This window comes from Actinophytocola oryzae (assembly GCF_004364325.1).
GTDB lineage: Bacteria > Actinomycetota > Actinomycetes > Mycobacteriales > Pseudonocardiaceae > Actinophytocola > Actinophytocola oryzae.
Genome location: NZ_SOCP01000013.1, coordinates 165542 through 191862, shown reverse-complemented (window position 1 = coordinate 191862; position 26321 = coordinate 165542). Strand labels below are relative to the sequence as shown.

The window sequence follows — 26321 nt, the reverse complement described above, 5'->3', positions numbered from 1 at the left end:
GCCCCGGCCAACCCGCAGGCGACGCGGAAGAAGTGAACGAGCCCCCGAAAGGCCTCCAAGCCGCTCCGCCCAACCCAGCCCTCTCCCCGACAAGCGGTCGTCCCCGCCCGGCCCCGAGGGCCCCACCCGAAGAACTACTGAGGCCGAACCAGAAGAGCCTGAGCCCCACGCCCAACCGCCCCCGACGTGTCATGCAACACCGAGAAAGCCGACCCCACCCCGTCCGGCCCGATCGCGGTCGCGGCGTCGAGGGCGATCCACTCCCCAACGGGCTCCCGGTACACGTGCACGGTCAGATCAGCGTTGATGAACAGCCACTTCCGCGGATCCAACCGGTTCGACACCCCGTTCCCGGAGTCCGCCACCACGAGCAACCGCTGCACCCCCGTCGGCACCTCGTCCCCGACCAGCGGCACACTCTGCCGCCCCCACACCGTCGCAGGCCCAGGCTCGCCCAACGACCCCTTGAGGGTCCGCCACTCCATCACGTCCAGATACCCGCCACCCCACCCTTCCGGGCGGCTCATCGCCGTCCCGGCGTCAGGACCGGCCAACGGCGAGTCGACATCCGCCGCGACCGCCCGGGAGTCCGACCGCACGATCCGCCACGCCCTGGCCCGCGCCGCCACCTTCCCGCCAGCGGACAGGGAGGCCCCCAACAGCTCGACCGACCGCCCGGCCCGTTCGACACCGGCCGAGATCGACACCTCGGCGACCGGCACCGGTCCCAGGATCTCCACAGTCACCCTGGCGATCATCATCGGCACCGGTGCGGGCAGCTGCTCCATCGCCCGCACGAGCAGCGCCGACGGCGGCCCGAGGTGCTGGGTCAGCGGCGACCAGGGGCCGGTCGTGTGCACGGTCGACCGGAACCGGCCGTCGCCGAGTGGTTCGTAGAACATTCAGTCCGCCCTGTCCAACACCGTCTCCTCGCCCGCGTCCGGTTCCGGCCAGCCCGGGTACGGCGGCGGGGTCCCACCGAACTCGGGGCACAGCGCCTGGTGCGAGCACCAGTCGCACAACCTGCTCCTGTTCGGCCGGAAGTCGCCTGTCCTGCCGGCACGCAGGATCGCCTGCCACACCGCGTCCAACGTCCGCTCGAACCGGAGCAGCTCGGCCTCGTCCGGGGTGTAGGTCAGCGACTGGCGGTCGGCCAAGTACATCAGTCGCAGCTGTTTGGGCACCACGCCACGCAGGCGCCACAACACCAGAGCGTAGAACTTCATCTGGAATAGTGCCTTAGCCTCGCCGACCTCACGTGGCGCGGCACCGGTCTTGTAGTCGACCACCCGGATCTCACCCGTCGGAGCGACATCCAACCGGTCGATGTAGCCACGCAGGAGCACCCCCGACGCCAGCTCCGTCTCCACCAGCAGCTCGCGGGCCTCGGCGTCGAAACGGCGCGGGTCCTCCAGCGTGAAGTAGGAGTCGATCATCCGGTCGGCCGTCGCCAGCCACTCGTCCTGACCCTCGGAGTCGTCGGCGAACAGCTCCGCCAGCTCGGGACGCTCCTCGAGCAGCCGCGCCCAGACCGGCGCCAACAACGCGTGCGCCCGGTCGGGCACCCGCTCCGCCGCGGGCAGCCCGAACAGCTCCTCCAACACGGCATGCACGGCGATACCCCGAACCTGCGCGGTAGTGGGCGTCTCCGGCAGCCGATCCACCGCACGGAAGCGGTAGAGCAGAGGGCACTGCTTGAAGTCACCAGCCCGCGACGGCGACAGCGCGGGCCGCCGAACGACCTCCGTCTCGGTAGCAGCAGGGGATTGCGTCATGGCCCAGACAGTAGGGCAGACCCCCGACAGTGTTGGTTTGGCTCGCTCCGCTCGCTGGTTCGCGGGCCTTCACCCGGCGTCTTCCCTCCTGCGCGCGAAGGTCCCTGGGCTCGTACCTCGCGCAGGGACCTTCGTGCTCGTCAGTCCAGACGCCGGCGGCCCGCTCACGGTGTTGGTTTGGCTCGCTCCGCTCGCTGGTTCGCGGGCCTGTTCCCGGCGTCTTCCCTCCTGCGCGCGGAAGTCCCTGGGCTCGCTTCGCTCGCGCAGGGGCTTCCGTGCTCGTCAGTCCAGACGCCGGCGGCCCGCTCACGGTGACATTGGCTCGCTCCGCTCGCTGGTGAGCGGGCCTGTTCCCGGCGTCTTCCCTCCTGTGCGCGAAGGTCCCTGGGCTCGTTCCTCGCGCAGGGACCTTCGTGCTCGTCAGTCCAGACGCCGGCGGCCCGCTCACGTGTTGCGTGGTTGCACGGTCTCTTCGCTTTGGAGCGGGGCGTTGGTCTGGAGTCCGCTCTCCGTGGTCGCGCCCTCAAGGGTCGTTTTCCCTGGCCTCGTGCTCGTCGATGTAGGTACTGGCCCGCATTGTGATAGTGGCTCGCCGCCGGGGCCTGCTCCTGGTGTTCTCCCTCGTGCGGACGGTAGCTCCTTGGGCTCGTTCCTTGCGCCGATAGCTTGCCCCGCTTGCTGGTGAGCGGGACTTCATCCGACGTCTTCCCCCATGTGCGCGGAAGTCCCTGGGGCGGTCCTCGCGCGGGGATCTCTCTTCAGGCCAGAAGTCGGCAGCACGTGTTGCCTGGCTGCACGATCTGTGTTCGCTCGTGCAGCCAGCCTTCCCGGAGCCTTCGCTTTCCTCGCTCCGGCCGGGGCGGTCGTTTCTGTGCTCGTTGGTGAGTGGGCTCGGCATCCTTCCTGTGTGTTGCTCGGCGCGTCTCATCCCTCGGCTACCGTGATTCGCGGTGGTCTGTCGTGGGTCGGTGGTGGTTACTCACGGTTGCTGTGGGGTTGCCGGGTAGGTGGTGTCTTTCCCAGCGGTGGTCGGGTTGGGGGGTGCGCTTGTGCTGGGTGGTTGTCCAGGTGGCGGCCGGCTGGCTGAATCCCCTGAAAGGACCACCCGTCACACCGCGTTCCCACACAATTCCCCCTACTCTGCAACGCATGACGAACGGGACGAGCTGGACTGATCGCGACGGCGGTCTCCTGCTCTTCCGGTTTCGGGGGGTGCCGGTGCTCCTGTCGCCGTCCTGGTGGATCGGGTCGGTGGCGATCATCGTGTTGTACGCGCCGCTCGTCGAGCGGTTCCTGCCCGAGGCCGGGGCCGTCGTCTCGCTGTCGCTCGCTGCCGCGTTCGCTGTGCTGCTCGGGGCGTCCGTCCTGGCCCACGAGCTTGGTCACTGTGTCGTCGCGCTCAAGCTCGGCATCCCCGTCCGCCGGCTGCGGTTGTTCCTGCTCGGCGGGCTCGCCGAGATCAGCCGTACGCCACGAAGACCCGCCCAGGAGGGCATGATCGCCGCGGCCGGGCCCGTCGTGTCCGCGGTGCTCGCCGGGTTCTGTGGGTTCATCCTGCTGTTCATGCCCGCCGAAGGGCCCATCTGGCTGCTGGTGCTGGAGTGCGCGGTCGCCAACGTGGCCGTCGCCGTGTTCAACATGCTGCCCGGCCTGCCGCTCGACGGCGGGCGCATGCTGCGGGCCGGCGTCTGGGCCGTGTTCGGGGACCGGGGGACCGGCACCCGTGCGGCCGTCGCCGGGGGCTGGGTCGTCGCCGCCCTGCTGATGTTCTGGGCGCTCTGGGGTCTCGCCGACGAGAGTCCGGACCGCTGGCTCCGCCTGGGCGTGTGCGGGCTCACGGCGTGGTTCGTCGTGTCCGGGGCGCGCGGCGAACTGGCCGCCGACCAGCGCAGGTCCTGGCCGGACGGGCTCGTACTCGCCGACCTGGTCCGTCCTGTTCTGCAACTGCCTGCCGAGAGCCCCGTGGCCGACGCGCTCAGCGCCGCCGCGGGCCGGGGCGTCGTGCTCGTTCGTGCCGACGGCGTCGCCGCAGGGCTGCTCGATCCCGTCGCCGCCGAGCGGCTGGCCGAGCGGTCACCGATGGCTCCCGCCGAGCAGGCCGCCGAGCCGATCCGGCCGGAGTCCGTACTCCTGGACTCCGAGCCGGGGGAGGACATCGCCGAGCGGGTCCAGGAGACCGCCGCCTGGCAGTTCCTCGTCGTCGACTCCGACGGCAGGCCCTCGGGGGTGCTCCACCGCGAGGACCTGCGCGCCGGCCTGTCCGGTCGCCGACCGTTCTAGCTGGTCTTGGGGATCGGGTTCGGGATCGAGCCGCCGTTCCCGCCGTCGCCGTCGTCGTCACCGCCGCTCGACGACGTCTCCCCGCCGGTCGAGCCCCCGCCCGGCTCCTCGCCCTGCTTGCCGTACAGCCCGCACACGACGAAGTTGTCGCCGCTCTTCTGGACGGTCATGTCCAGCGGGTTCTCGCCCTTCCCGTCCTCGGACTTCGGCGTCATCGTGAACGTGGCGCCGCCGTTCGACTCCTTGAAGTCCGAGATCGAGAAGGACACCTTCTTCGCCCCGGCCTTCTTGGTCGCGGTGCTCTGCTGCTCCTTCGCGTCCTTCAGTTCGGCGTTGAGCTTGTCGTAGTCCGACGAGCACGTCAGCGGCTTGAGCGCGCTGAGGTCCACGGAGTCGACCGACTTGCTGAGCTGCGTGCCGAGCTCCTTGACGAAGCTGTCCGCCGCCGCACGCGGGTTCTCGGCACTGCCCGACCCGTTGTCACGCAGCAGGAAGAAGGCCGCGACCCCACCGCCGATCACCAGCACGGCCACGATGACGAGGGTCGTGATCAGGCCGGTCCGCGACTTCCTGGGCGGTGGGCCGACCGGGTAGCCGGGTTGTCCCCACTGGGGCGCGCCGTACTGCGGCTGCTGCCCGTACTGGGGCTGCCCGTACTGGGGTTGCTGACCGTAGGGCGGCTGCTGGCCGTACTGGGGTTGCTGTCCGTACGGCTGCTGGCCGTAGGGATCCTGTGGACCGTACGGCCCCGGCTGCTGAGGTGGGTAGGTCATGATCCCCCTTTGATCGGCCTTCGGCTCGCCCGGTCAGCGTAGAGGCGGTCACCGACAACGGCCGTGACCGGGTCTGGGACGATCTGCGGACATCGGACACGAAGAAGGGAACCGGGTGGCGGAGGTCAGGGCGAGCGGACCGTTCCGGGTCGGCGATCGGGTGCAGCTCACCGATCCGAAGGGACGGCACTACACGCTCGTGCTCACGGAGGGCGAGCACTACCACACCCATCGCGGCGCGGTGGCGCACGACGACCTCATCGGCAGTCCGGAGGGCTCGCTGGTCACGTCCGTCGGTGGCACCGCCTACCTCGCGCTGCGGCCGCGGCTCGCCGACTACGTGCTGTCCATGCCACGCGGCGCCCAGGTCATCTACCCGAAGGACACCGGGCAGATCGTGATGTGGGGCGACATCTTCCCCGGCGCGCGGGTCCTCGAGGCGGGGGCGGGCTCGGGCGCGCTGACGTGCTCGCTGCTGCGGGCGGTCGGCCCCAGCGGCTGCGTGACCTCCTACGAGGTGCGCGACGACCACGCCGTGCACGCCGTCCGCAACGTCACCGCGTTCTTCGGCGAGCGCCCGGCCAACTGGGACCTGCGGATCAACGACCTGGCCACGCACGAGGGCGAGGTCGACCGCGTCATCCTCGACATGCTCTCGCCGGAGGAGGTGCTGCCGACCGTCGCGGCCAACCTCATCCCCGGCGGCGTGCTGGTCGTGTACGTGGCGACCACGACGCAGCTGTCCAGGGTGACCGAGGCGCTGCGTGAGCAGCAGTGCTGGACCGAGCCGGAAGCCTGGGAGACGCTGATGCGCCCGTGGCACGTGGTCGGCCTCGCGGTGCGCCCGGACCACCGGATGGTCGCGCACACCGCGTTCCTGCTGACGGCCCGCCGCCTCGCGGACGGAGTTGTGACCCCGCGCCCGCAGCGGCGGGGCCGTCAGACGACGACGTAACCCCGGCCCGTCAGGGGATGCACCAGCGGCCGTCCCGCTTGGTCAGCGGCATGGGCACCTCCGCCGGGTCGGCGCCCTCGATCGTGACCCGCACGTTGATCGTCGCGGTGTCGCCGTCGACCTGGGGTTCTCCGATGACCTCGACCTTGGCGCCCGCGTCGAACGTGTCCTCGCTGTCGTCGACCGTGCCGGGCTCACAGCTCAGCTGGACGAGCGTGGCCGCGTCGGCACCCGTGATGGCGTCGGCCACCTGCTCGGCGACCGACTGGGCGGCATCCGCGTCCCCGCCGGTCGAGCCCGCGGTGCCCGTGGACGGTGCCGTGACCGTCCCGGTCGCCGAGGACGGCGGCGGCGCGGGCGCCCCACTGCTCGGCGAGTTCGCGTCGGTGATCGCGGGCACCGACGGCCCGCCCGCCTCGTCGGCCGGGTCGCCCCTGGTGACCAGGAAGACGACCAGTCCGGCGACGACCAGCACCACCACCGCGGCGGCCGAGAACAGCAAGGTTCTACGCCGGTTCGCGGTCGAACTCTCGGAAGCGGCGGGCTCGGCCGGAGCCGCGGGCTCAGCCGGGGGAGCCGCCTCCGCCTCGACGGTCTGACCGCCGTCGGTCCGAACAGTCTCGCTCTGCCCGGTGTCGGTCTCGCCGGTCTCGGTCTGGTCGGCGGCTAACGGCTCGTCCGCCTCCGGCTTCTGCGCGTCAGACGGAGACACACCAGGATCCGTCCTTGAGCTCGAACAGCAGCGGGATGGCCTGGCTGCCGCCACCCTGCACGGTGAAGTCCACCGTCGCCGACTCGTCCGAGATCATGTTCACCGCGCCGGCGTCCACCTGGACCGTGCCGGCGAGCTGCTCGTACACGACACCCGCGTCGGCCTTGGTGCACGTCAGGTTGACCGCGGCGTCGCGCTGCTGGCCGTTGACCGCGTTCGCGTAGTCCTTGGCCGTCTGGGTCAGGTCCGCCTGGTCGCCTCCGCCGCCCGTGTCGGTATCGGTGTCGGTCGGCTCCTCCGACGGCGTGTCCTCGTCGGTGGACGGTTCGCTGCCGCCGGTGTCGGCGGGCTGGGACGTCTCCTGCGCCGCGTTGTTGCCGCTGTCGTCGTCCTTGTTGAGCAACCACACCGCGACGCCACCGCCGCCGAGGACGAGCACCGCGATCACCACGATCGCGATGATCATGCCCTTGTTGTTCTTCGGGGGCTGACCACCCGGGTAGCCCGGCTGGCCGCCGTACTGCGGCTGCCCGTAGGGGTCCTGACCGAACTGGCTGGTCTGCCCGTACTGACCGTACTGCCCTGCCTGCGGCTGGGGGCCCGTCTGGGGCTGACCGTACTGCGGCTCCTGGCCGTACTGGGGCTGCTGACCGTACTGACCGTACTGCCCGGGCTGCTGCCCGTACTGGGGCTGGCCCTGCTGCTGGCCGTACGGGTTCTGCTGGCCGTACGGATCCGGCTGGCCCCCCTGCGGCGGGTACGTCATGACTGTGGCTCCGATGTTTGTCGGTGGATGGTCAGGCCTCGTCCTCGCCGCAGAACCGCCACTTGCCGTTCTCGTCGACGATCTTGATCAGGATCTTGGCGTCCTGCGTGTCGTCCGGGCCCGATAACGCCAGGTCGATCTTCGCGGTCGCCGTGTCCGGGTTCTTGCTGTCGACGTCGACGTCACCGTCCGGCGTCGCCGTGATGTCGTAGTCCCGCAGCTTGGACTCCAGCTCGGTCGTGTCCGTGCCGAACTTCTTCTTGTACGCCCCGCACGAGTTGTCCACGACGTCCGAGAAGTCGTTGTTCTCGTACGCCGCCATGTAGTCGTCGCGTACGTCGTCTGGAGAGTTGCTGGCGTTCGAGTCGTCGCCGCCTTGACCCTGGTCACGATCTGATGACGCGTCGTCGGACGGATCCGAGGACTTGTGGTCGCTGCCCGTGTCCTTCGTGGAGTCGCCGCTACTCCGTTCGGAGGACGCGGTGTCGCTCGACTTGTCGTCGCTCTTGGTGAGGAAGTAGGTCGCGACGCCCCCGCCCGCGACCACCAGGACGACGATCGCGATGATCGCCACCATCCGGCCGCGGTTGCGTTTCTTCTCCGGGCCGCCCGAGTACGTGCCGAGGCCCTGGTAGGGCGACTGCCCGGGCTGCTGCGGTGGATACGTCATCTTGGGGCCCCGAACTCCTCACGCACGTCTCTCTGACCAGACGGAGCGCGTGCGCCGTCCGTTCCCACGAACTTCGGTGTCTGCCCACGGGACGAGACCCATCGTAGGAGAGCCCCACGACAACGGCCGTCGCCGGGACACGCCCGACGACGGCCGCGTTGACCGTTTCGTTATCTCTCAGGTACCCGCGCCGAACGAGGACAGGCACCAGTCGCCGTTCTCCCTGGCGAGGTTGAGCTCCTCGTCCTGGGACTCGCCGACCTTGACGTACTCCTCCATCGAGGCGGGCACCTTCGTGACCGTGAAGGTGATCGTCGCCGTCGCCCTGTCGTCGCCACGGGTCCTGACTTCACCCAGCTCAGCGGTCGCTTCGAAGGACTCGTCCGAGCTGCCCCCGATGCCGAGGCCCTCGCCACCCAGCGCCTTCTCGACCGCGTCCTTCGTCGCCGAGCAGGTGACGTCCTTGATGGCGTTGGCGTCCTTGTCGTTGAACGCGTCGACCGCGGCCTGGGCGACACCCTCGGGACTGGACGTGTCAGCGCCGCTCGTCAGCACCACGACGAGAATCACAATGACCGCCAGGACGACCACACCGCCGCCGGCCAGGATCCAGGGCATCGGGCTCTTCTTCCGCGGCGGATAGCCGTACCCGGGCGGCCCAAACGCACCGGGCTGGCCGTACTGCTGAGGCTGGCCGTACTGCTGTGGCACGGGTCCGCTCTGGGGGAAGCCGCCTTGCTGCGGGTAGCCGCCCTGCTGGGGATAACCGCCCTGCTGCGGGTAGCCACCAGGCTGCTGACCTGGGCCGGGCTGCTGCCCCCACCCCGGCTGCCCACCCCACTGCGGCGGTTGCGACATCGCTCTTCTCTCCCTCTGTCGTGGCGGACCCCCGCCGAGTCTCCCGGGTCGTCGCGCGCGTGTACGCGCGCGGTCGACTACCTGACGCACCGTAGTGGGTCGAAGGTTCCGTTGAGCGCCGAGATGGCCTAATCCACTTCCGACAGACTCAGTTTCCGCTAGATGACGCGACGGTTCCGAGATGTGGATGGTCTTCTTTTGTCGGTCTTCACCGGTACCGTGTGGGTAAGCAGAAATTCGGGAGGAGGTGCCGACATGCAGCACGATCGTCCCGGTGGTCGGCCAGAGGAGGCCGACGAGCACGGCGCTGGACCGGAGCCGGGTACTGGGCACGAGCCATCAGAGGCTGCCCAGATCCGGTTTCTCGAAGAAGAGGTAGCGCTGCTGCGCCGGAAACTGACGGACTCGCCTCGGCATGCCCGCCTGCTCGAGCAGCGGTTGGCCGAGGCGTCGGAGCGGGTCAGCCAGTTGACTGAGCGTAACGCCAAACTGGTCGAGACCCTGCGGGAGGCGAGGAGCCAGCTCCTCGCGCTCCGGGAGGAGGTCGACCGGCTCGCGCAGCCGCCGAGCGGCTACGGCGTGTTCCTCTCGGGACACGAGGACGGCACGGTGGACGTCTTCACGGCGGGCCGCAAGATGCGGGTGGCGTGCTCACCCGCGGTCGAGGTGGGTGACCTGCGTCGCGGCCAGTCCGTGCGGCTGAACGAGGCGCTGACCATCGTCGAGGCGGGCACGTTCGAGCGGATCGGCGAGGTGTCGACGCTGCGCGAGCTGCTCGCGGAGCAGGACGACACGCCGCCGCTGCGTGCGCTGGTGGTGGGGCACGCGGACGAGGAGCGTGTGGTTTGGCTGGCCGACCCGTTGCGCGAGTCGACGCTCAAGCCGGGTGACTCGCTGCTGGTCGACTCGAAGTCGGGCTACGCCTACGAGCGGGTGCCGAAGGCCGAGGTCGAGGACCTCGTGCTGGAGGAGGTCCCGGATGTGCGCTACGAGGACATCGGCGGCCTGTTCCGGCAGATCGAGCAGATCCGCGACGCGGTGGAGCTGCCGTTCCTGCACGCGGAGCTGTACCGCGAGTACGAGCTGCGCCCGCCGAAGGGCGTCCTGCTCTACGGCCCGCCCGGCTGTGGCAAGACCCTCATCGCCAAGGCGGTGGCCAACTCGCTGGCCAAGAAGGTGGCGGAGGCACGGGGTGACGGCACGGCACACGAGGCCAAGTCGTACTTCCTGAACATCAAGGGCCCCGAGCTGCTCAACAAGTTCGTCGGCGAGACCGAGCGGCACATCCGGCTGATCTTCCAGCGCGCGCGGGAGAAGGCCTCGGAGGGCACACCGGTCATCGTGTTCTTCGACGAGATGGACTCGATCTTCCGCACCCGGGGCAGCGGCGTGTCCTCGGACGTGGAGACCACGATCGTGCCCCAGCTGCTCAGCGAGATCGACGGCGTCGAGGGCCTCGAGAACGTCATCGTCATCGGCGCGTCCAACCGCGAGGACATGATCGACCCGGCGATCCTGCGGCCCGGCCGCCTGGACGTCAAGATCAAGATCGAGCGGCCGGACGCCGAGGCGGCGCGGGACATCTTCTCGAAGTACCTGACGTCGACACTGCCGATCCACACCGAGGACCTCGCCGAGTTCGGCGGTGACACCAAGGCCACGATCGACGCGATGATCCAGCACACGGTCGAGCGGATGTACGAGGAGACCGAGGACAACCGGTTCCTCGAGGTCACCTACGCCAACGGCGACAAGGAGGTCCTCTACTTCCGCGACTTCAACTCGGGCGCGATGATCCAGAACATCGTGGACCGGGCGAAGAAGGCGGCGATCAAGTCGGTGCTGGAGACCAAGCAGCCCGGCCTGCGCGTGCAGCACCTGCTGGACGCGATCGTCGACGAGTTCGCGGAGAACGAGGACCTGCCCAACACGACCAACCCGGACGACTGGGCGCGGATCTCCGGCAAGAAGGGGGAGCGGATCGTCTACATCCGCACCCTCGTCACCGGCAAGAACCAGGAGTCGGGTCGGGCGATCGACACGGCGACGAACACGGGCCAGTACCTGTAACACGTGAACAGGCTCGGACTCGGACTGGCGGCACTCGGCCGGCCGGCGTACATCAACGTCGGCCGGTCCGAGCTGCCGCCGTCGCGCTCTGTGGACGCGATGCGTGACGCCTCCTGGGCGGTGCTCGACGCCGCCTACGAGGCCGGTGTGCGCTGGGTGGACGTGGCCCGCTCCTACGGCCTCGCCGAGGAGTTCCTGGCAGGCTGGCTCGCGTCACGCTCACCCGACGACGTCACGGTCTCCAGCAAGTGGGGCTACGCCTACGTCGGCGACTGGCGCCTGGACGCGGCCGTCCACGAGGAGAAGTCCCACACGCTCGACCGGTTCCGCACGCAGTGGGGCGAGAGCTCCGCTCTGCTCGGCTCCCACCTGGCCCTTTACCAGGTGCACTCGCTGACCCCCGACAGCCCGCTCTTCGACGACCCCGCGCTACAGGACGCCCTGGCGGCCCTCCCGGTACGGGTCGGCTTCTCCACCTCGGGTCCCGGCCAGGCGGACGTCGTACGTCGTGCGCTGGCCCTCGAACGCCACGGGGTCCGCGTCTTCACGGCCGTACAGTCGACCTGGAACATCCTGGAGCCGTCGGTCGGCCCCGCGCTGGCCGAGGCCCACGAGGCCGGGGCGCACGTCCTGGTCAAGGAAGGCATGGCCAACGGCCGCCTCGCCGTCGAACCGCCGGAACCCGTCGCCGCGCTCGCGAGGTCGCTGGGCGTCGGTCCGGACGCCGTGGCGCTGGCCGCCGTGCTGGCCCAGCCCTGGGCGGAGACCGTGCTCTCCGGCGCGGCAGGCACCCAGCAGCTCGCGAGCAACCTGGTCGCGGCCGGGATCGGCGAGGTGGACCTGCCGAGCCTCGCGGAGCCCGCGGCCGTCTACTGGAAGCACCGCTCGGCGCTCGCCTGGGCGTAGCCCGAAGCGGCACCCGTATGGCCCCGAGCACGCTGTCGGTGCTGGCCCGTAGGCTCTAGAACATGCGCCGGATCATGGGTACCGAGGTGGAGTACGGCATCGCCGTCCCAGGTGACGCCACTGCCAACCCGGTACTGACCTCAACCCAGGTCGTCCTCGCCTACGCGGCCGCGGCGGACATCCCCCGTGCCCGCAGGGCCCGCTGGGACTACGAGGTCGAGTCACCGCTGCGGGACGCGCGGGGCTTCGACCTCGGCGCGCCGGGGGTGCCCCCGTCCGATCCCGAGGTCGAGGACCTCGGCGCGGCCAACGTGATACTGACCAACGGCGCCCGCCTCTACGTCGACCACGCGCACCCGGAGTACTCCGCGCCGGAGGTCACCAACGCGCGTGACGCCGTGATCTGGGACAAGGCGGGCGAGCGGGTCATGGAGGAGGCGGCCATGCGGGCCGCCACCGTGCCGGGCCAGCCGCGCCTGCAGCTGTACAAGAACAACGTGGACGGCAAGGGCGCCAGCTATGGCACCCACGAGAACTACCTCATGGCCCGCAACACGCCGTTCACCTCGGTGATCGCCGGCCTGACGCCGTTCTTCGCGTCCCGGCAGGTCGTCGTGGGCTCCGGCCGCGTCGGCGTCGGCTCGGCAGGCGAGGAGGCCGGCTTCCAGCTCTCCCAGCGTGCGGACTACATCGAGGTCGAGGTCGGCCTGGAGACCACGCTCAAGCGCGGCATCATCAACACCCGCGACGAGCCCCACGCCGACGCGGACAAGTACCGCCGCCTGCACGTCATCATCGGCGACGCGAACCTGGCCGAGACCTCCACGTACCTCAAGGTCGGCACTGCGGCGCTGGTCCTCGACCTGATCGAGGCCGGTGTCCGGTTCGACGCGCTCAAGCTGGCCGACCCGGTCCGCGCCGTGCACACGATCAGCCACGACCCGACGCTGAAGGCCACGGTCGAGCTGGCGAACGGCCACAAGTTCACCGGCCTGGACATCCAGAAGGCCTACCACGAGCTGATCACCGAGCACATCGACCGCACCGAGCAGGACCCGGTGTCGATGGACGTCCTGCAGACCTGGGGTGACACGCTCGACGCGCTGGCCCGCGACCCCATGGAGTGCGCCGACCGCCTCGACTGGCCCGCCAAGCTGCGGCTGCTGGAGGGTTACCGCGCCCGTGACGGCCTCGCGTGGAACGCGCCGCGCCTGCACCTGGTCGACCTGCAGTACTCGGACGTGCGGCTCGCGAACGGCCTCTACAACCGTCTCGTCGCGCGTGGCTCGATGAAGCGCCTGGTCACCGAGGAGGAGGTGCAGGCGGCGATCACGACCCCGCCGCTGGACACCAGGGCGTACTTCCGAGGCCAGTGCCTCGAGCGCTACCCGAACGCCATCGCGGCCGCCTCCTGGGACTCGGTGATCTTCGACCTCGGCCGCGAGTCGCTGGTCCGCATCCCGACGCTCGAGCCGCTCCGGGGCACCAAGTCCCACGTCGGGGAGCTGCTGGAGGCGTCGGCGACGGCCGAGGAGCTGGTCGACGCGCTCACGGGCGGGCCGCGCAAGTAGGAGACCGGACAACCGCGTTCGCCCAGAGCGAATGTCCCGATTCACGATCATCGTCCGGTCGGTTCAAGAAAATGTCAGGGCCTGTCGGTAATCTGGCGGAGACAGGCCCCGATCCGGGAGGCGAGATGGCCCAGGAACAGACCCAGCGCCAAGGTGACGGCGACGACGACGTCGACGGTGCCGCGCCGGCTGGTCAGGAGCGCCGCGAGAAGCTCGGCGAGGACGTCGACACGATCTTGGACGAGATCGACGACGTGCTCGAGGAGAACGCCGAGGACTTCGTACGCGCATACGTGCAAAAGGGTGGCGAGTAGTTTTTCTCGCCGTCCCCACCGAACGGACTGAAAGCAGGCATGGAACACACCTCGAATCGCGCCATGCCCGGCGCATCGCTCCCGGCTGCCTACATGACCGCCGAGACGTCCTCGTTCATGGACTTCCTCCGGGTGCAGGCCCCACACCTGCTCCCGAGCAGCGGTGGACTGGGCACTGAGGAGCCGGTGCGTGCCCGGCACGTGTCGGACCTGATGCAGCAGCCGGCACACGGCACCACCATCGTCGCGGTGTGCTTCGCCGGCGGCGTGCTCATCGCCGGTGACCACCGCGCGACCTCGGGCAACCTCATCCTGCAGCGCGACATGGAGAAGGTGTTCGTCACCGACGCCTACTCGGCGGTGGGGATCGCGGGCACGGCCGGCATCGCGCTGGAGATGGTCCGCGTCTACCAGGTCGAGCTGTCGCACTACGAGAAGCTCGAGGGCGTCTCGCTGTCACTGGACGCCAAGACCAACAAGCTGTCCGCGCTGGTGCGGGGCAACCTCGAGGCCGCCATGCAGGGCCTCGCGGCGATCCCGCTGTTCGTCGGCTACGACGTGGACGCGGACGACCCGGACCGTGCGGGCCGGATCGTCTCGTTCGACGTGGTCGGCGGCCGCTACGAGGAACGTGCCGGTTTCCACGGCGTCGGCTCGGGCTCGCTGTTCGCGCGCTCGGCGCTGAAGAAGCTGTGGGACCCGGGCTGTGACGAGGAGACCGCGATCCGCATCGCGATCGAGGCCCTGTACGACGCCGCCGACGACGACTCGGCGACCGGTGGCCCCGACCTCGCCCGCAAGATCTACCCCAGCATCATCACGGTCACCGCGGCCGACGGCGCGGCCGCCGTCGCGGAGGACCGCATCGCGACGGTCACCGAGTCCGTGGTGACCGCACGCGGCAGCCGCCCCCGCGGCTGACGACCCCGACCAGCGCCAACAGAGGAGCCACCACCGTGACCATGCCGCTGTACGCCTCTCCCGAGCAGTTGATGCGGGACCGCTCGGAGTATGCCCGCAAGGGCATCGCGAGGGGCCGCAGCGTCGTGGCTCTCAAGTACGCGGGCGGCGTGCTGTTCGTGGCCGACAACCCGTCGGCGACGCTGCACAAGGTGTCGGAGATCTACGCACGCATCGGGTTCGCCGCGACCGGCCGTTACAGCGAGTACGACGGCCTTCGCCGCGGCGGCATCCGCCACGTCGACCTGTGGGGCCTTGCCAACGACCCCCGGGACGTCTCGGCGCGCCTGCTCGTCAACGTCTACGCGCAGACCCTGGCATCGGTGTTCTCCGACCAGCTCAAGCCCTACGAGGTCGAGCTGTGCGTCGCCGAGGTCGGCGCGACGCCGGAGGCCGACCAGCTCTACCGCCTCACCTACGACGGCTCGATCGTGGACGAGCCGTCGTACCTGGTCATGGGCGGCCAGACCGAGCCGGTCTCCACGAAGATGAAGGAGATCTACGAGGAGGGCATGGACCTGGCGGCCGCGCTCCGCTTCGCGGTGGCGGCTCTCGGGGCGGGCTCCCAGTCGGGCAACGGGGACAGCGGCGTCGGCAAGATCGAGGTCGCGGTGCTCGACCGGGCACGGCCCAAGCGGGCGTTCCGACGGATCGAGGGCGCCGCGCTCGCCGCGCTGCTCCCTGCCGAAACGCCCGAAGCCACGGACGAACCTGCCGAGCCCGAGGCGCCTTCCGACTCCGAGTCCGGCGGGACCAACGAAGCGTGATGGGACAGCCTTCGATGACTTGTTCATCTCACTCACGAGCGGTCACAAGAAACGTGGCCGGGAAAAGCCTAGGCTAAAGGGATGCAGCGGCGGATCTTCGGCATCGAAACCGAGTTCGGCGTGACCTGTACCTTCCATGGGCAGCGCAGGCTGAGCCCGGACGAGGTCGCGCGGTATCTGTTTCGACGGGTGGTGTCCTGGGGCCGTTCCTCGAACGTGTTCCTGCGCAACGGTTCTCGTCTCTACCTCGATGTCGGCTCGCACCCCGAGTACGCCACCGCGGAGTGCGACGACCTGGTGCAGCTGGTCACGCACGACAAGGCGGGGGAGCGGATCCTCGAGGACCTGCTCGTCGACGCCGAGCGACGGCTGGCGGACGAGGGCATCGGCGGCGACATCTTCCTGTTCAAGAACAACACGGACTCGGCGGGCAACTCGTACGGCTGCCACGAGAACTACCTGGTCACCCGTGCGGGTGAGTTCTCGCGGATCGCGGACGTGCTGCTGCCCTTCCTGGTGACACGCCAGCTCATCTGCGGCGCGGGCAAGGTGCTCCAGACCCCGCGTGGCGCCGTGTACTGCCTGTCACAGCGTGCCGAGCACATCTGGGAGGGCGTGTCGTCCGCGACCACGCGGTCCCGCCCGATCATCAACACGCGGGACGAGCCACACGCGGACGCGGAGCGTTACCGCAGGCTGCACGTCATCGTCGGCGACTCGAACATGGCCGAGGCCACGACGCTGCTGAAGGTCGGCAGCGCGAACCTCGTCCTGGAGATGATCGAGGACGGCGTCCAGTTCCGGGACTTCAGCCTGGACAACCCGATACGCGCCATCCGCGAGATCAGCCACGACCTGACGGGCCGCCGCCTGGTGCGCCTGGCGGGCGGTCGGGAGGCCTCCGCGCTGGACATCCAGCGCGAGTACTTCACCCGCGCGGCCGAGCACGTCGCGCAGCGTGGCCCGGACCCGGTCGCCGACCGCGTGATCGAGCTGTGGGGCCGCACCCTCGACGCCGTCGAGGCGCAGGACCTGAGCCGCATCGACCGCGAGATCGACTGGGCGATCAAGCACCGTCTCGTCGAGCGCTACCAGGCCAAGCACGGCATGGAGCTGTCGTCGCCACGCATCGCGCAGCTCGACCTCGCCTACCATGACATCAGGCGCGGCCGGGGTATCTTCGACCTGCTGCAACGCAAGGACCTGGTCGCACGGGTCACCGAGGACGGCGAGATCGAGGCCGCCAAGGACACACCGCCCCAGACCACCCGGGCCAAGCTCCGCGGCGACTTCATCGCGGCGGCCCAGCAGGCCGGGCGCGATTTCACGGTCGACTGGGTACACCTGAAGCTGAACGACCAGGCGCAGCGCACGGTCCTGTGCAAGGACCCGTTCCGCGCGGTGGACGAGCGGGTGGAGCGCCTGATCGCCTCGCTCTGACGATTGCCGAGCCGTGGTCGGGGTGACGGCCGGGGTGAGGTGTGGGTTGAGTCGGCAGGGACGGCTTGACCGGGCCTGTTCGGGAGCTTCGGCCCGTTCGGGCAGGCCTGCTTCGCCGGTTGAGTGTGTTTCGAGCCGGTCAGGAGCCGCTCATGGCGCTCACCGCGGGCGTCGTGGCGCGGAAGGTGCGGCCCAGTTCCGCGCCTCTGCCGACGTAGTGGCGGAACACGTAGAACAGCGGTGACCACTCGTCCACCCGCACGTGCCGCAGGTCCGGTTCGGCCAGCTCAGGGTGTACGTGCACCCGCAGTACGGCCACCTCGACCGCGCAGCCGTCGCCGGTCGTGAGTGGCCGAGCGTCCAGGACGCGTGCCTCCACCTGGATCGGGCATTCGGCGACGCGGTCGACCGCCACCAGCTCACCACGCACCGGCGTGAGGCCGGACGCGCCGAACTTGTCGCGTTCTGTCCGGAACTGGGCGGCCTTCGAGGCAGGCACGGGGGACGCGCCGGTCAGCGGTGCGAGGCGCTCGATCGCGGTCCACAGGTCGGCGCTGGCGTAGTTGAGCACGCAGTCCGGCCGCGCGGACAGGTTCTGGTAGGTCTGCCCCTCCGCGCCGAGCCCGAGCACGGCGGTGTGGCCGAGCGCCCACGCCGACGACATCGGCGCCAGGTTGGTCGTGCCGTCGGGGTTCACGCTGGAGACCAGCACGACCGGCGTTCCGGGGTAGAGGACGGGCGGTTCGATGATCATGACCCCAGGCTGCCGCCTCGACGCGTCGGCGTGCGCCGACATGTCGATTGCCTAGCATCGAGGTATGAAGCTCGCCGAGGTGGCCGCCGTGCTCGCCGACAACAGCCGCGCCACGATGTGCATGGCCCTGATCGACGGCCGGGCCTGGACGGTCGGGGAGCTGGCCCACACCGCGCGGGTCGCGCCGTCCACGGCGAGCGAGCACGTCCGCACCCTCACCGACGCCGGCTTCGTGCGGACCCTCAAGCAGGGCAGGCACCGCTACATCCGTCTCGCGGGCCCCCAGGTTGCCGAGCTGATCGAGCGGCTGTCCAGCCACGCGGGCCCGGAAGCACCGCGCGGGCTGCGGGCCAGCGTCCGCGCACGTCGTCTCGGCGAGGCCCGCACCTGCTACGACCACCTCGCCGGCCGCCTCGGCGTGGCACTGCGCGACGGCATGTTCGCCGAAGGCCTCCTGAGCGACCGCGACGGCCTGGCGGTCACCAGCCACGGCCGCAACACGCTCACCGAGCTGGGCGTCGAACTGCCGAACACCCGCCGCGCCCTGCTCCGCGACTGCCTGGACTGGACCGAACGCCGGGAGCACCTGGCCGGCGCCCTGCCCGCCGCGATCCTCACCAGGGCGCTCGCCGCGGGCTGGCTGGTCCGCGACCCGCACCGCGCCATCACGATCAACGACAGTGCCTGGTCGGCGCTGTCCCGGCTGGGCATCACCCCGGACGGAGTCGTGGCGGACGAGACCGAGGCCTCGTCCGCCACGGCGCTCTAGGCGTTCACCCGTTCCTCCTCGCGCAACCCGACCCGCTCGTGCAGGCGGCGCAGGAACGGTGGCGACCACCACGCCGCGCGGCCCATCACCCGCATGCCCAGTGGCACGAGGATCCCCCGGATCAGCGTAGCGTCCACGAGGATGGCCAGGCCGCTGCCGATGCCGAACATCTGGATGAAGCTGACCCCGCTCGTGCCGAACGCCAGCAGGTTCACCGCCAGCAGCACCGCGGCCATCGTGACGATCCGGCCGATGCGTGACAGCCCGTGGGTGACCGAGTCGTCGATGCTCGCGCCGCTGTCGTGTGCCTCCTTGATCCGGCTGAGCACGAACACCTCGTAGTCCATCGACAGTCCGAACACGATGCAGAAGAAGAGCACCAGCATCGCCGTGTCGAGCGGCTGCGGGGTGAAGCCCAGCCACGACGACAGAAAGCCCTCCTGGAAGACCAGCACTAGCACGCCGAGCGTCGCGGACAGGCCGAGCACGTTGAACAGCAGCGACCGCAGCGGCTGGAGCAGGCTGCCGGAGAACAGGAACAGCAGGACGAACGTGCTGATCGCGATGAGCCCGGCGGCCAGCGGCAGGCGGCTGCCGATCGCGTCCTTGCTGTCCACGAGCGTCGCCGCGGCCCCGCCGACGGACACGTCGAGGCCCTCGGACGGCGCCGCGCGCACGGTGTCGACCAGGTCCTGGCCCTCGGTCGAGTGCGGGTCGTACGCGCTGAGCACGGCGAGCCGCTGCAGGCCGGTCTCCGAGGCGTAGTTCGGGTTGCCGGGCCCGGTGGCGCGGCCGTCGGCGAACGTGCCGACGCTCGCGGTCACCGACTCGACGCCCGGCAGCCGCGACAGCTCGAGCGCGTAGTCGCCGGTGACGTTGGTGCCCGCGGGCTCGTGGGTCACCACGTCGAGCACCTTGGCGTTGTCGTCGGGGAAGTCGGCACGCAGCACGTCGCCGACCGACCTGGTCTCGGCGGCGGTGGTCAGCACCCGGTCGTCCGGCGTGCCGAACTGGACGCCGAGCAGCGGGACCGCGGCCAGGGCCAGGACGAGCACCATCGGCACCCCGGTCAGCACGGGCCTGCGCAGCACCACCTTCGCGACCCGCGCCCACAGCGCCGACGCCGACCCGGGTGTCTTCTTCACCCAGGGCAGGCGCAGGGAGTTGACGCGCCTGCCGAGCAGCCCGAGCAGGGCGGGCAGCACGATGATCGCGCTCGCCATCGCGATGACCACCACGCCGATGCCCGCGTAGGCGAAGGAACGCAGGAAGAACAGCGGGAACACCATGAGCACGCCCAGCGCCACCGCGACGGTCAGCGCGCTGAACACGATGGTCCGGCCCGCGGAGCGGACCGTGCGGACGACCGCCTCGACGGTGTCGTGGCCGGCCTCCAGCTCCTCGCGGAAGCGGGACACCATGAGCAGCGCGTAGTCGATGGCGAGGCCCAGGCCGAGCGCGGTGGTCAGGTTGATCGCGTAGACCGACACGTCGGTGGCGGACCCGAGGATGGCGAGCAACGCGAACGTGCCGAGCACCGCGAGCGCGCCGACGGCGAGGGGGAGCAGCGCCGCCACGACGCTGCCGAACGCGATCACCAGCAGGACCATGATGATCGGCACCGCGATCGACTCCGCGACGGCGAGGTCGCCGCCGACCTGGTCGCCGATGTCGACGCTGATCGCGCCCGCGCCGCCGATCCGGACCCGCAGCGGACCCGAGTCGCCGCCGTAGGTCTCGCGCAGCTTCTCGACGTCGCCGCTGTCGGTGAGCTTGCCGACCACGAGCGCGTGGCGGCCGTTCTCGGCCCGCAGTTGTGGCGCCCTGGTCGTGAAGTAGGAGACGACCCTGGTGAGCCCCGGGTCGGTGGCCAGCTCGTCGGAGAGCTCGGCGCCGGCACGCAGGCCGGCCTCGTCGTCGACGTCGCCGGAGGTGGGGGAGACCAGGAACACGACGTCTGTCTCACCGCTGAACTGCCGCTCGACCAGCTCTTGGGCCTGGCTGGACTCGGCTGCCGGGTCGGCGAAGCCGCCGTCGGTCTCGAGCTTGCCGAACGCGGTGACGCCCAGCGCGCCCGCACCCAGCATCACCAGCAGGGTGACCACCAGGACGCCGCGCGCGTGGGTTGCGGAGAACCGCCCGATTCGTCCGAACACCGCGCCTCCTTTCCGACTAATGTGTACATGCGTAAACTTGTCGTCTGTTAACTTGCCACGCGATGTTAGCTGGTGTCAACATCGGTTCATGGACTCCTCGGTGCCCGGCAAGCGCGGCTATCACCACGGCGACCTGCGCAACGCGTTGATCGAGGCCGCCGCCGAACTGGCGGCCAAGGGTGGCCCGCGGTCGGTGACGATCCGCGCGGCGGCGAGGGAGGCCGGTGTGACGCCGACGGCCGCGTACCGGCACTTCGCGGGGCACGAGGAGCTGCTGACGGCGGCGAAACAACGCGCGCTCGACGCGCTGACGGAGACGATGCGCGTGGAGGTCGAGGCGCGGTCGCGGCCGACGGGCGACCCGGTCCAGGACGCGCTGGTCCGGTTCGGCGCGATCGGCCGCGGCTACCTCGCGTTCGCGCTGGCCGAGCCCGGCCTGTTCCGCACGGTGTTCTCGCCGGACAGCCTGGTGCTGCCGCCGCCGGAGGAGCGCAACGGCAGCGGCCCGTTCACGATGTTGGTCGCGGCGGTGGACGAGCTGGTCAGGATCGGCTACCTCAGCCGCGAGCGCCGCCCGATGGCGGAGTTCGTCGCGTGGTCGACCATCCACGGCCTTGCGACGCTGTTCGACGGCCCGCTGCGGGACCTGCCGGAGGACATGCGTGACCAGACGATCGTGCGGAGCATGATCGTTCTCGGCCACGGCTTCAAGGGCACCGGCCTGACCCCGGAACAGGAGAAGCTGCTGTCCGAGCAGCTCACCGCCAGGCGTTAGGACGAGTGCAGCTCCCGCGCGGTCGGCGAGTTCGCCACGGTCCGTGCGTCCGGGTAGGTCCCGAGCACCCGGTCAGCGGTCCCCGAGGTGGTGACGGTGAACCAGTAGTGCTCGTTCTTGTAGTGGTGGAGGCGGTGGTTGCGCCAGACCGCGCGGTAGAGCCGTGAGCGGGGCCGGTAGTCGCTGTGGATGAGGTAGTGCGTCCACTCGTACCCGATCCCCAGCAGCCCGACGACCGTCATGAACGTGAGCCCGAGCCCCGCCCTGGGGAAGAGCAACAGCCCGATCGCGAGGATCACGGGCAGCAACCACAGGAACACCTGCCACGGGATGAAGACGAGTGGGATGTCCCGTGGGTCGACGTGGTGTTCACGGTGCTTGCGTGACAGCAGGGGGTCGACGGTCAACGGTCCGAGCCGCCGGGGCCGCCAGTGCAGGACGCACACGTGCACGACCCACTCGAAGAACGGGAACACGGCGAGCATGACCAGCGGTGTCACCGCGTCCGACCACCGCCAGTCCCCGACGACCACCCGTGTCACGCCGATCGCGACCAGGAAGACGGAGATCAGCCAGGGGGAGGGGTGCCGCCAGAAGTCGCGTGCGGCATCCCCGAGTCCGATCGACCGGCGTTTGGCCTCGTCGGCACGAAGTCGTTCCCTGGCGAGCCTGTCAACCTCGCTCATGTCGCCCCCTACGGCATCGCCTCGAGCTTGCGGATGGCGGCGAGCATCGCCTCGGTGGCGGGCGTGAGCAGTTCCTCGGCCGCCCGTCCGGCCCTGCCCGGCTCACCCGCGACGATCGCGTCCGCGACCGCCCGGTACATCTCGACCTTGCCGACCTCGGCCTCCATCACGGTCGCGAGCGCGGCGAGCGCGGGCTCGTAGGAGGCACGCAGGCTGTTGAACATCAGCCGGAAGACGATCGAGTCGGCGCCGTCGACGATGCGGTCCCAGAAGACGAGCGAGTGCCGCTGCCGCAGGACCGGGTCCTCGTCGCCCTCCAGCCCCGCGATGGACTCCATCAGCGCGTTCCCCAGGCGGGTGCCTGCCTTCTCGGCCGCCATGGCCGCGACCTTGGGGCCGATCAGCAGCCGTGCCTCGAGCACGCTGCGGGCCACCGCGGGATCGAGCTCGCCACGCGGCAGCAGGAGCCGGGGCAGCAGGTCGAGACTGGCGTGGCGGCGGTAGTCCCTGACCGTGGTGGCATCTCCCTGACGCACCTCGACGAGCCCCGCCTGCGCGACCCGCTGGAGGGCCTCACGCACGGCCGGTCTGGAGACACCGAGCACCTCGGCGAGCTTTCTCTCGCTCGGCAGGGACTCCCCGGGGGCGAACTCACCGCTGACGACGTCGTCGATGATCTGGTCGAAGACTTCATCCGGCACAGAGCGCCGGGCAACTGGTTGCAGGGCCATAGGAGAAGTCGTACCTGCAAACCATGCTAAAGGTCAATTGGTCAGACCAGATCTGTCCACAGGTGCGGAGTTGTCCACAGGCTGTCAGTCGTAGTCGCGCATCCTGCCGTGGTTGTGCCAGGTGACGGCGAAGGAGTCGCCGAGCGTGCCGGGAGAGGCCAGCAGGTTGTCCCCGTCGGGCGGCTCGTCGGTGTCGTCGACCATGGTCACGCCGGTGACCTGCCCGTTCAGCCGGGAGATCGGCAGGCCGTTGACCCTGACGTCCTCGAACTCGACGGTGCCGAAGTTCGTCAGCTTGCCGATCTTCTGCACCCCGGCCATCACCGGCGCCTCGACGATGATCTCCGCGCTGTTCATGGCGGGCAGCGAGGTGCCTGTGGGGTAGTGGTGGACCTTGTCGTAGGTCCAGCCCCGCGTGAGGTTGCGCAGCCGGATGTCGAACTCGAGCCCGCCGAGGTAGGTGATGGCGCAGGAGAGCCGGTCGCCGGCGGGGGCCGCGTAGTCGTCGCCGAGGTCGGTCGCGCCCACCCGACCGTTCACCTCCATCGCGTACCAGGCGCCGTACTCCGGTGCCGGCGGGTTGTCCGGCTCCTTGTAGTCGTTGACGTTGCACCCGGCCTGGGTGAGGCAGACCGGGGAGATCCTGGATCCGTTGAGCCCCACCCAGATGCTCGCCAGGGTGTTGTACTCGTCGGACGGGCCGGCCAGCGCCCTCGGCACCCGCCAGGTCGCGGACACGCTGCGGAACGCGTCGTCCTCGCCCGTGATCACATAGCCGCACCAGTTGGTCGACGTCTCGGCGCCGACCTGGAGTCCGGCGAGAGTTTCCAGTTCAGCGGCCATCGGGACCTCCTGGGAACGCGTGATCAATTCCCCTGGAGCAAAGCAGCGATCGACGTCCGAGGAGCGTTGTGACACCTGTCCGGGGTACCGATATCACCCCGTGGAGGGGTTCCGCGGCTCAGTCGAGCGCGTGCTGGTGGTCGCCGGTGGACTCACGGGTGTTCGCGGCCATCCCGCGCAACAGCGTCGCCACCAGCGTCTCTCCCTGCGCCGGTCCGTGGCCGAACAGGGCCCGGCAGTAGACCAGCGACCCCAGCAGGTCGACGGCCAACTCCACGTCGAGGTCGGCTCTGAGGTCGCCGCGTGCCTTCGCCCGGTCGATCACCCGTCCGACCGTGTCCCTAGGCGGGTGGAACAGCTTCGTCATGAACCTCGACCGCAGCCCGGGCTGTCCGGTGCAGTCCGCGAGGAGCGCCGCGAGCACCCCCGGCGGCATCTGCCCGTAGGCGGTCTGGAAGACACCGACCGCGTCGACGAGGTCGCACACCACGCACCCGCTGTCCGGCACCCGCGTCACCGACAACCCGAGCCGCCTGACGAGCGCGTCCAGGACGAGGAACTGCCTGTTCGGCCACCGGCGGTAGACGGCGGGCTTGGTCGTGCCCGCGCGCCGCGCGACCTCCTCCATCGTCAGCCGCGCGTACCCGACCAGCGACAACACGTCGCTCGTCGCCTCGAGGACAGCGTTGTCGATGTGTGGGTCGCGGGGCCGGCCGGTCCGGTCCATGGACGGCACTCTAGTTACGTCCCTGCGCGGAACGAAACGTCAATGGAGCCTTCGTCCGCACTCCCTGGCGCGCCAACGGGACTCCCCCAACCCAGTCGGGCTAGAGTTCGAAACGTGTCCGTCGTCCGCGCAGAAAGACTCGTGAACCTGGTGCTGTGCCTGCTGTCCACGCGCCAGTACCTGCCTGCCGAGAGCATTCGCAAGATTGTTCCCGGCTATGCCGACGCGCCCAATGACGACGCGTTCTTCCGCATGTTCGAACGCGACAAGACCGAGCTGCGCGAGCTGGGGATCCCGTTGGAGATCGGCCGCAACTGGTCGTTCGACAAGGTCGACGGCTACCGTATCGCCCGCCGCGACTACGAGCTGGGCGACATCGAGCTGGAGCCCGACGAGGCGGCCGCCGTCGCGCTGGCCGTCCGGCTGTGGGACTCCCCGGAGCTGACCGGCGCCGCACACGGCGCTCTGCTCAAGCTCCGCGCCGCTGGGGTGGACGTCGACCAGGGCGTGCCCTCGGTGGTCGAGCCGAAGGTCCGTACGACGGAGCCGGCGTTCGGACCGCTGCTGGCCGCCGTGCAGGCGGGCCAGGCCGTCAGCTTCGACTACCGTCGCCCGTCCCCGGCCGAGCTGCGCGGCCGCACCCTCGAACCGTGGGGCGTGGTGTCGTGGCGCGGCCGCTGGTACGTGGTCGGCCACGACCGCGACCGAGGCGCACCCCGCTGCTTCCGCCTGTCCCGCATAGTCGGCGACGTGCGCATCCTCGGCAGACCGGGCACCGTGAGCCGTCCGGAGGAGATCGACCTGCTGAAGTTCGTGGCGAGCAGCAGCAACGAGCCGAGCGAGACGTCCACGGTGCGCCTGTGGCTGGCCGAACACCGGGCCTCGGGCCTACGCAGACGCGCGAAGGTCGTCGGCGAGAGCGAGATGGACGGCGAACGCGGCGACCTGGTCGAGCTGGAGGTGCTGCACACCGACTCGGCGGCGAGCTGGATCGCGGGCTACGGCCCCGACGCGGTCGTGCTCGAACCGGACGTGCTGCGCAAGGCAGTGCACGAGCGCCTCCTGGCCGTCGCGGAGGTGACATGAACGTGAACCACACGTCGCAGGAACGCCTGCCGAGACTGCTGGCGCTCGTGCCGTACCTCATCGCCCGCCCGGGCATAGCGGTCGACGAGGCGGCGGCCGACTTCGGCGTGACGGCCAAGCAGCTCCGCAAGGACCTGGAGCTGCTGTGGATGTGCGGCCTGCCCGGCTACGGTCCGGGCGACCTGATCGACCTGTCCTTCGAGGGCGGCACGGTGTCGGTCAACTTCGACGCGGGCATGAGCAGACCCCTGCGCCTGACGGGCTCGGAGGCAACGGCGTTGCTGGTAGCGCTGCGGACGCTCCTGGACGCCCCCGGCGTGGCCGACGCCGACGCGGTCAGGCGCGCGGTGGCCAAGATCGAGGCGGCGGCAGGACAGGCGCAACCGGCAGGCGTGGCGGTGGGCCTTGGCGTGCGCGAGGGCAAGACGACGGCGAAGGCCCGAGAGGTGGTGCAGTCGGCGCTGCGCGCGGGAAGGGCGTTGCGGATGACGTACTACACGGCGTCGAAGGACGAGATAACCGAACGGACCGTCGATCCGATGCGGATGCTCATCGTGGAGGGTCGCGCGTATCTGGAGGCGTGGTGCCGTAGGGCCGAGGGTGTGCGCCTGTTCCGTCTGGACCGGATCGACGACGTGGTCGCACTCGAGGAGGCAGCGGCCCCACCTCCGTACGCGGAACAGACCGACACGACGGCGGGCCTGTTCCGGCCGAGGCCCGAGCAGCCGGTGGCGCAGATGGTGCTGGCCCCGGACGCGCGGTGGGTGTCGGAGTACTACCCGATGGAGGAGGCGGCCGAGCTGGCGGACGGTCATCTGCGGGTCTGGATGCGTTACGCGGACCCGTCGTGGATGGTGCGGCTTGTTCTCGGGCTGGGCGGGGATGTCGTGGTCGAGGGCCCGCAGCCGTTGGTGTCGGCGGTTCGGGAGCGGGCGGCGGCGGCTCTGTCTCGCTATCGGTGAGTTGGCTGTCTGGCG

The 26321-nt window shown here is 70.0% G+C and carries 26 protein-coding genes; 13 read left to right on the top strand and 13 right to left on the bottom strand.

Annotation, left to right across the window (positions count from 1 at the left end; genetic code table 11):
• Positions 1–134: 134 nt before the first annotated feature.
• The gene (locus tag CLV71_RS31400; protein ID WP_133906492.1) at positions 135–902 is read right to left on the bottom strand and encodes a thioesterase family protein; all 768 of its coding nucleotides are present in this window, start codon (positions 900–902) and stop codon (positions 135–137) included.
• A complete protein-coding gene (locus CLV71_RS31395; RefSeq protein ID WP_133906491.1) occupies positions 903–1775 on the bottom strand; it encodes a RecB family exonuclease in 873 nt (290 codons plus the stop codon).
• Positions 1776–2924: 1149 nt separating this feature from the next.
• Between CLV71_RS31395 and CLV71_RS31390 the strand changes: the two genes are divergently transcribed.
• Positions 2925–4055: a site-2 protease family protein gene (locus tag CLV71_RS31390; RefSeq protein WP_133906490.1), complete on the top strand. Its 1131-nt coding sequence runs from the start codon at positions 2925–2927 to the stop codon at positions 4053–4055.
• On the opposite strand, the gene CLV71_RS48770 is transcribed toward CLV71_RS31390, so the two are convergent.
• Positions 4052–4828 carry an Rv0361 family membrane protein gene (locus tag CLV71_RS48770; protein ID WP_208297834.1) on the bottom strand — a complete coding sequence of 259 codons (777 nt, stop codon included), beginning with the start codon at positions 4826–4828 and terminating at the stop codon, positions 4052–4054. The two genes, CLV71_RS31390 and CLV71_RS48770, sit on opposite strands and share 4 nt — an antisense overlap.
• 115 nt (positions 4829–4943) lie before the next feature.
• Between CLV71_RS48770 and CLV71_RS31380 the strand changes: the two genes are divergently transcribed.
• Positions 4944–5783, top strand: a complete 840-nt coding sequence (locus CLV71_RS31380) for a tRNA (adenine-N1)-methyltransferase (protein WP_133906489.1) — start codon at positions 4944–4946, stop codon at positions 5781–5783.
• Positions 5784–5793: 10 nt separating this feature from the next.
• On the opposite strand, the gene CLV71_RS31375 is transcribed toward CLV71_RS31380, so the two are convergent.
• From CLV71_RS31375 to CLV71_RS31360, 4 genes are all read right to left on the bottom strand, one after another.
• Complete coding sequence (locus tag CLV71_RS31375) at positions 5794–6495, bottom strand: hypothetical protein (protein ID WP_133906488.1); 702 nt, start codon at positions 6493–6495, stop codon at positions 5794–5796.
• The gene (locus CLV71_RS31370) at positions 6482–7261 is read right to left on the bottom strand and encodes a flagellar basal body-associated FliL family protein (RefSeq protein WP_133906487.1); all 780 of its coding nucleotides are present in this window, start codon (positions 7259–7261) and stop codon (positions 6482–6484) included. Before CLV71_RS31370 ends, CLV71_RS31375 begins: the two co-directional genes overlap by 14 nt.
• A gap of 31 nt (positions 7262–7292) precedes the next feature.
• The gene (locus CLV71_RS31365) at positions 7293–7931 is read right to left on the bottom strand and encodes a hypothetical protein (RefSeq protein ID WP_133906486.1); all 639 of its coding nucleotides are present in this window, start codon (positions 7929–7931) and stop codon (positions 7293–7295) included.
• 177 nt (positions 7932–8108) lie between these two features.
• Positions 8109–8789 carry an Rv0361 family membrane protein gene (locus CLV71_RS31360; RefSeq protein ID WP_133906485.1) on the bottom strand — a complete coding sequence of 227 codons (681 nt, stop codon included), beginning with the start codon at positions 8787–8789 and terminating at the stop codon, positions 8109–8111.
• A gap of 255 nt (positions 8790–9044) precedes the next feature.
• Between CLV71_RS31360 and arc the strand changes: the two genes are divergently transcribed.
• The 7 genes from arc to pafA all read left to right on the top strand — a co-directional run bounded on the left by arc (position 9045) and on the right by pafA (position 16817).
• A complete protein-coding gene (arc, locus tag CLV71_RS31355) occupies positions 9045–10859 on the top strand; it encodes a proteasome ATPase (protein ID WP_133906484.1) in 1815 nt (604 codons plus the stop codon).
• A gap of 3 nt (positions 10860–10862) precedes the next feature.
• Positions 10863–11765, top strand: a complete 903-nt coding sequence (locus tag CLV71_RS31350; RefSeq protein WP_133906483.1) for an aldo/keto reductase — start codon at positions 10863–10865, stop codon at positions 11763–11765.
• 62 nt (positions 11766–11827) lie between these two features.
• Complete coding sequence (gene dop / locus CLV71_RS31345) at positions 11828–13336, top strand: depupylase/deamidase Dop (protein ID WP_133906482.1); 1509 nt, start codon at positions 11828–11830, stop codon at positions 13334–13336.
• Between the two features lie 125 nt (positions 13337–13461).
• Positions 13462–13650, top strand: a complete 189-nt coding sequence (locus tag CLV71_RS31340) for a ubiquitin-like protein Pup (protein WP_133906481.1) — start codon at positions 13462–13464, stop codon at positions 13648–13650.
• Positions 13651–13689: 39 nt separating this feature from the next.
• Positions 13690–14571 carry a proteasome subunit beta gene (gene prcB / locus CLV71_RS31335; protein ID WP_133906480.1) on the top strand — a complete coding sequence of 294 codons (882 nt, stop codon included), beginning with the start codon at positions 13690–13692 and terminating at the stop codon, positions 14569–14571.
• Positions 14572–14606: 35 nt separating this feature from the next.
• Positions 14607–15377 (top strand): proteasome subunit alpha, encoded by a 771-nt coding sequence (prcA, locus tag CLV71_RS31330; protein WP_133906479.1) that lies wholly within the window; start codon positions 14607–14609, stop codon positions 15375–15377.
• A gap of 81 nt (positions 15378–15458) precedes the next feature.
• Complete coding sequence (gene pafA, locus CLV71_RS31325; protein ID WP_133906478.1) at positions 15459–16817, top strand: Pup--protein ligase; 1359 nt, start codon at positions 15459–15461, stop codon at positions 16815–16817.
• Positions 16818–16956: 139 nt separating this feature from the next.
• On the opposite strand, the gene CLV71_RS31320 is transcribed toward pafA, so the two are convergent.
• Entirely contained in the window at positions 16957–17571 is a 615-nt protein-coding gene (locus CLV71_RS31320; protein WP_243866827.1) for a flavin reductase family protein, read from the bottom strand.
• A 64-nt stretch (positions 17572–17635) separates the two neighbouring features.
• On the opposite strand from CLV71_RS31320, the gene CLV71_RS31315 reads away from it, so the two are divergent.
• The gene (locus tag CLV71_RS31315; RefSeq protein WP_133906476.1) at positions 17636–18340 is read left to right on the top strand and encodes an ArsR/SmtB family transcription factor; all 705 of its coding nucleotides are present in this window, start codon (positions 17636–17638) and stop codon (positions 18338–18340) included.
• Here the strand turns inward: CLV71_RS31315 and CLV71_RS31310 are convergent.
• Positions 18337–20496 (bottom strand): MMPL family transporter, encoded by a 2160-nt coding sequence (locus CLV71_RS31310; RefSeq protein ID WP_133906475.1) that lies wholly within the window; start codon positions 20494–20496, stop codon positions 18337–18339. The two genes, CLV71_RS31315 and CLV71_RS31310, sit on opposite strands and share 4 nt — an antisense overlap.
• A gap of 88 nt (positions 20497–20584) precedes the next feature.
• Here CLV71_RS31310 and CLV71_RS31305 point away from each other — a divergent pair, with 88 nt between their 5' ends.
• Complete coding sequence (locus CLV71_RS31305) at positions 20585–21271, top strand: TetR/AcrR family transcriptional regulator (protein WP_133906474.1); 687 nt, start codon at positions 20585–20587, stop codon at positions 21269–21271.
• On the opposite strand, the gene CLV71_RS31300 is transcribed toward CLV71_RS31305, so the two are convergent.
• The 4 genes from CLV71_RS31300 to CLV71_RS31285 all read right to left on the bottom strand — a co-directional run bounded on the left by CLV71_RS31300 (position 21268) and on the right by CLV71_RS31285 (position 24258).
• A complete protein-coding gene (locus tag CLV71_RS31300; RefSeq protein WP_133906473.1) occupies positions 21268–21957 on the bottom strand; it encodes a sterol desaturase family protein in 690 nt (229 codons plus the stop codon). The two genes, CLV71_RS31305 and CLV71_RS31300, sit on opposite strands and share 4 nt — an antisense overlap.
• An 8-nt stretch (positions 21958–21965) precedes the next feature.
• A complete protein-coding gene (locus tag CLV71_RS31295; RefSeq protein WP_279588765.1) occupies positions 21966–22658 on the bottom strand; it encodes a FadR/GntR family transcriptional regulator in 693 nt (230 codons plus the stop codon).
• Positions 22659–22772: 114 nt separating this feature from the next.
• Positions 22773–23531, bottom strand: a complete 759-nt coding sequence (locus CLV71_RS31290; RefSeq protein WP_133906471.1) for a G1 family glutamic endopeptidase — start codon at positions 23529–23531, stop codon at positions 22773–22775.
• A 118-nt stretch (positions 23532–23649) separates the two neighbouring features.
• Positions 23650–24258 (bottom strand): TetR/AcrR family transcriptional regulator, encoded by a 609-nt coding sequence (locus tag CLV71_RS31285; RefSeq protein WP_133906470.1) that lies wholly within the window; start codon positions 24256–24258, stop codon positions 23650–23652.
• A gap of 114 nt (positions 24259–24372) precedes the next feature.
• Between CLV71_RS31285 and CLV71_RS31280 the strand changes: the two genes are divergently transcribed.
• Both CLV71_RS31280 and CLV71_RS31275 read left to right on the top strand, forming a co-directional pair.
• On the top strand, positions 24373–25344 hold the full coding sequence (locus tag CLV71_RS31280) for a helix-turn-helix transcriptional regulator (RefSeq protein WP_133906469.1): 972 nt from the start codon (positions 24373–24375) through the stop codon (positions 25342–25344).
• Positions 25341–26306, top strand: a complete 966-nt coding sequence (locus tag CLV71_RS31275) for a helix-turn-helix transcriptional regulator (protein ID WP_133906468.1) — start codon at positions 25341–25343, stop codon at positions 26304–26306. Before CLV71_RS31280 ends, CLV71_RS31275 begins: the two co-directional genes overlap by 4 nt.
• The last annotated feature ends 15 nt before the right edge of the window (positions 26307–26321 follow it).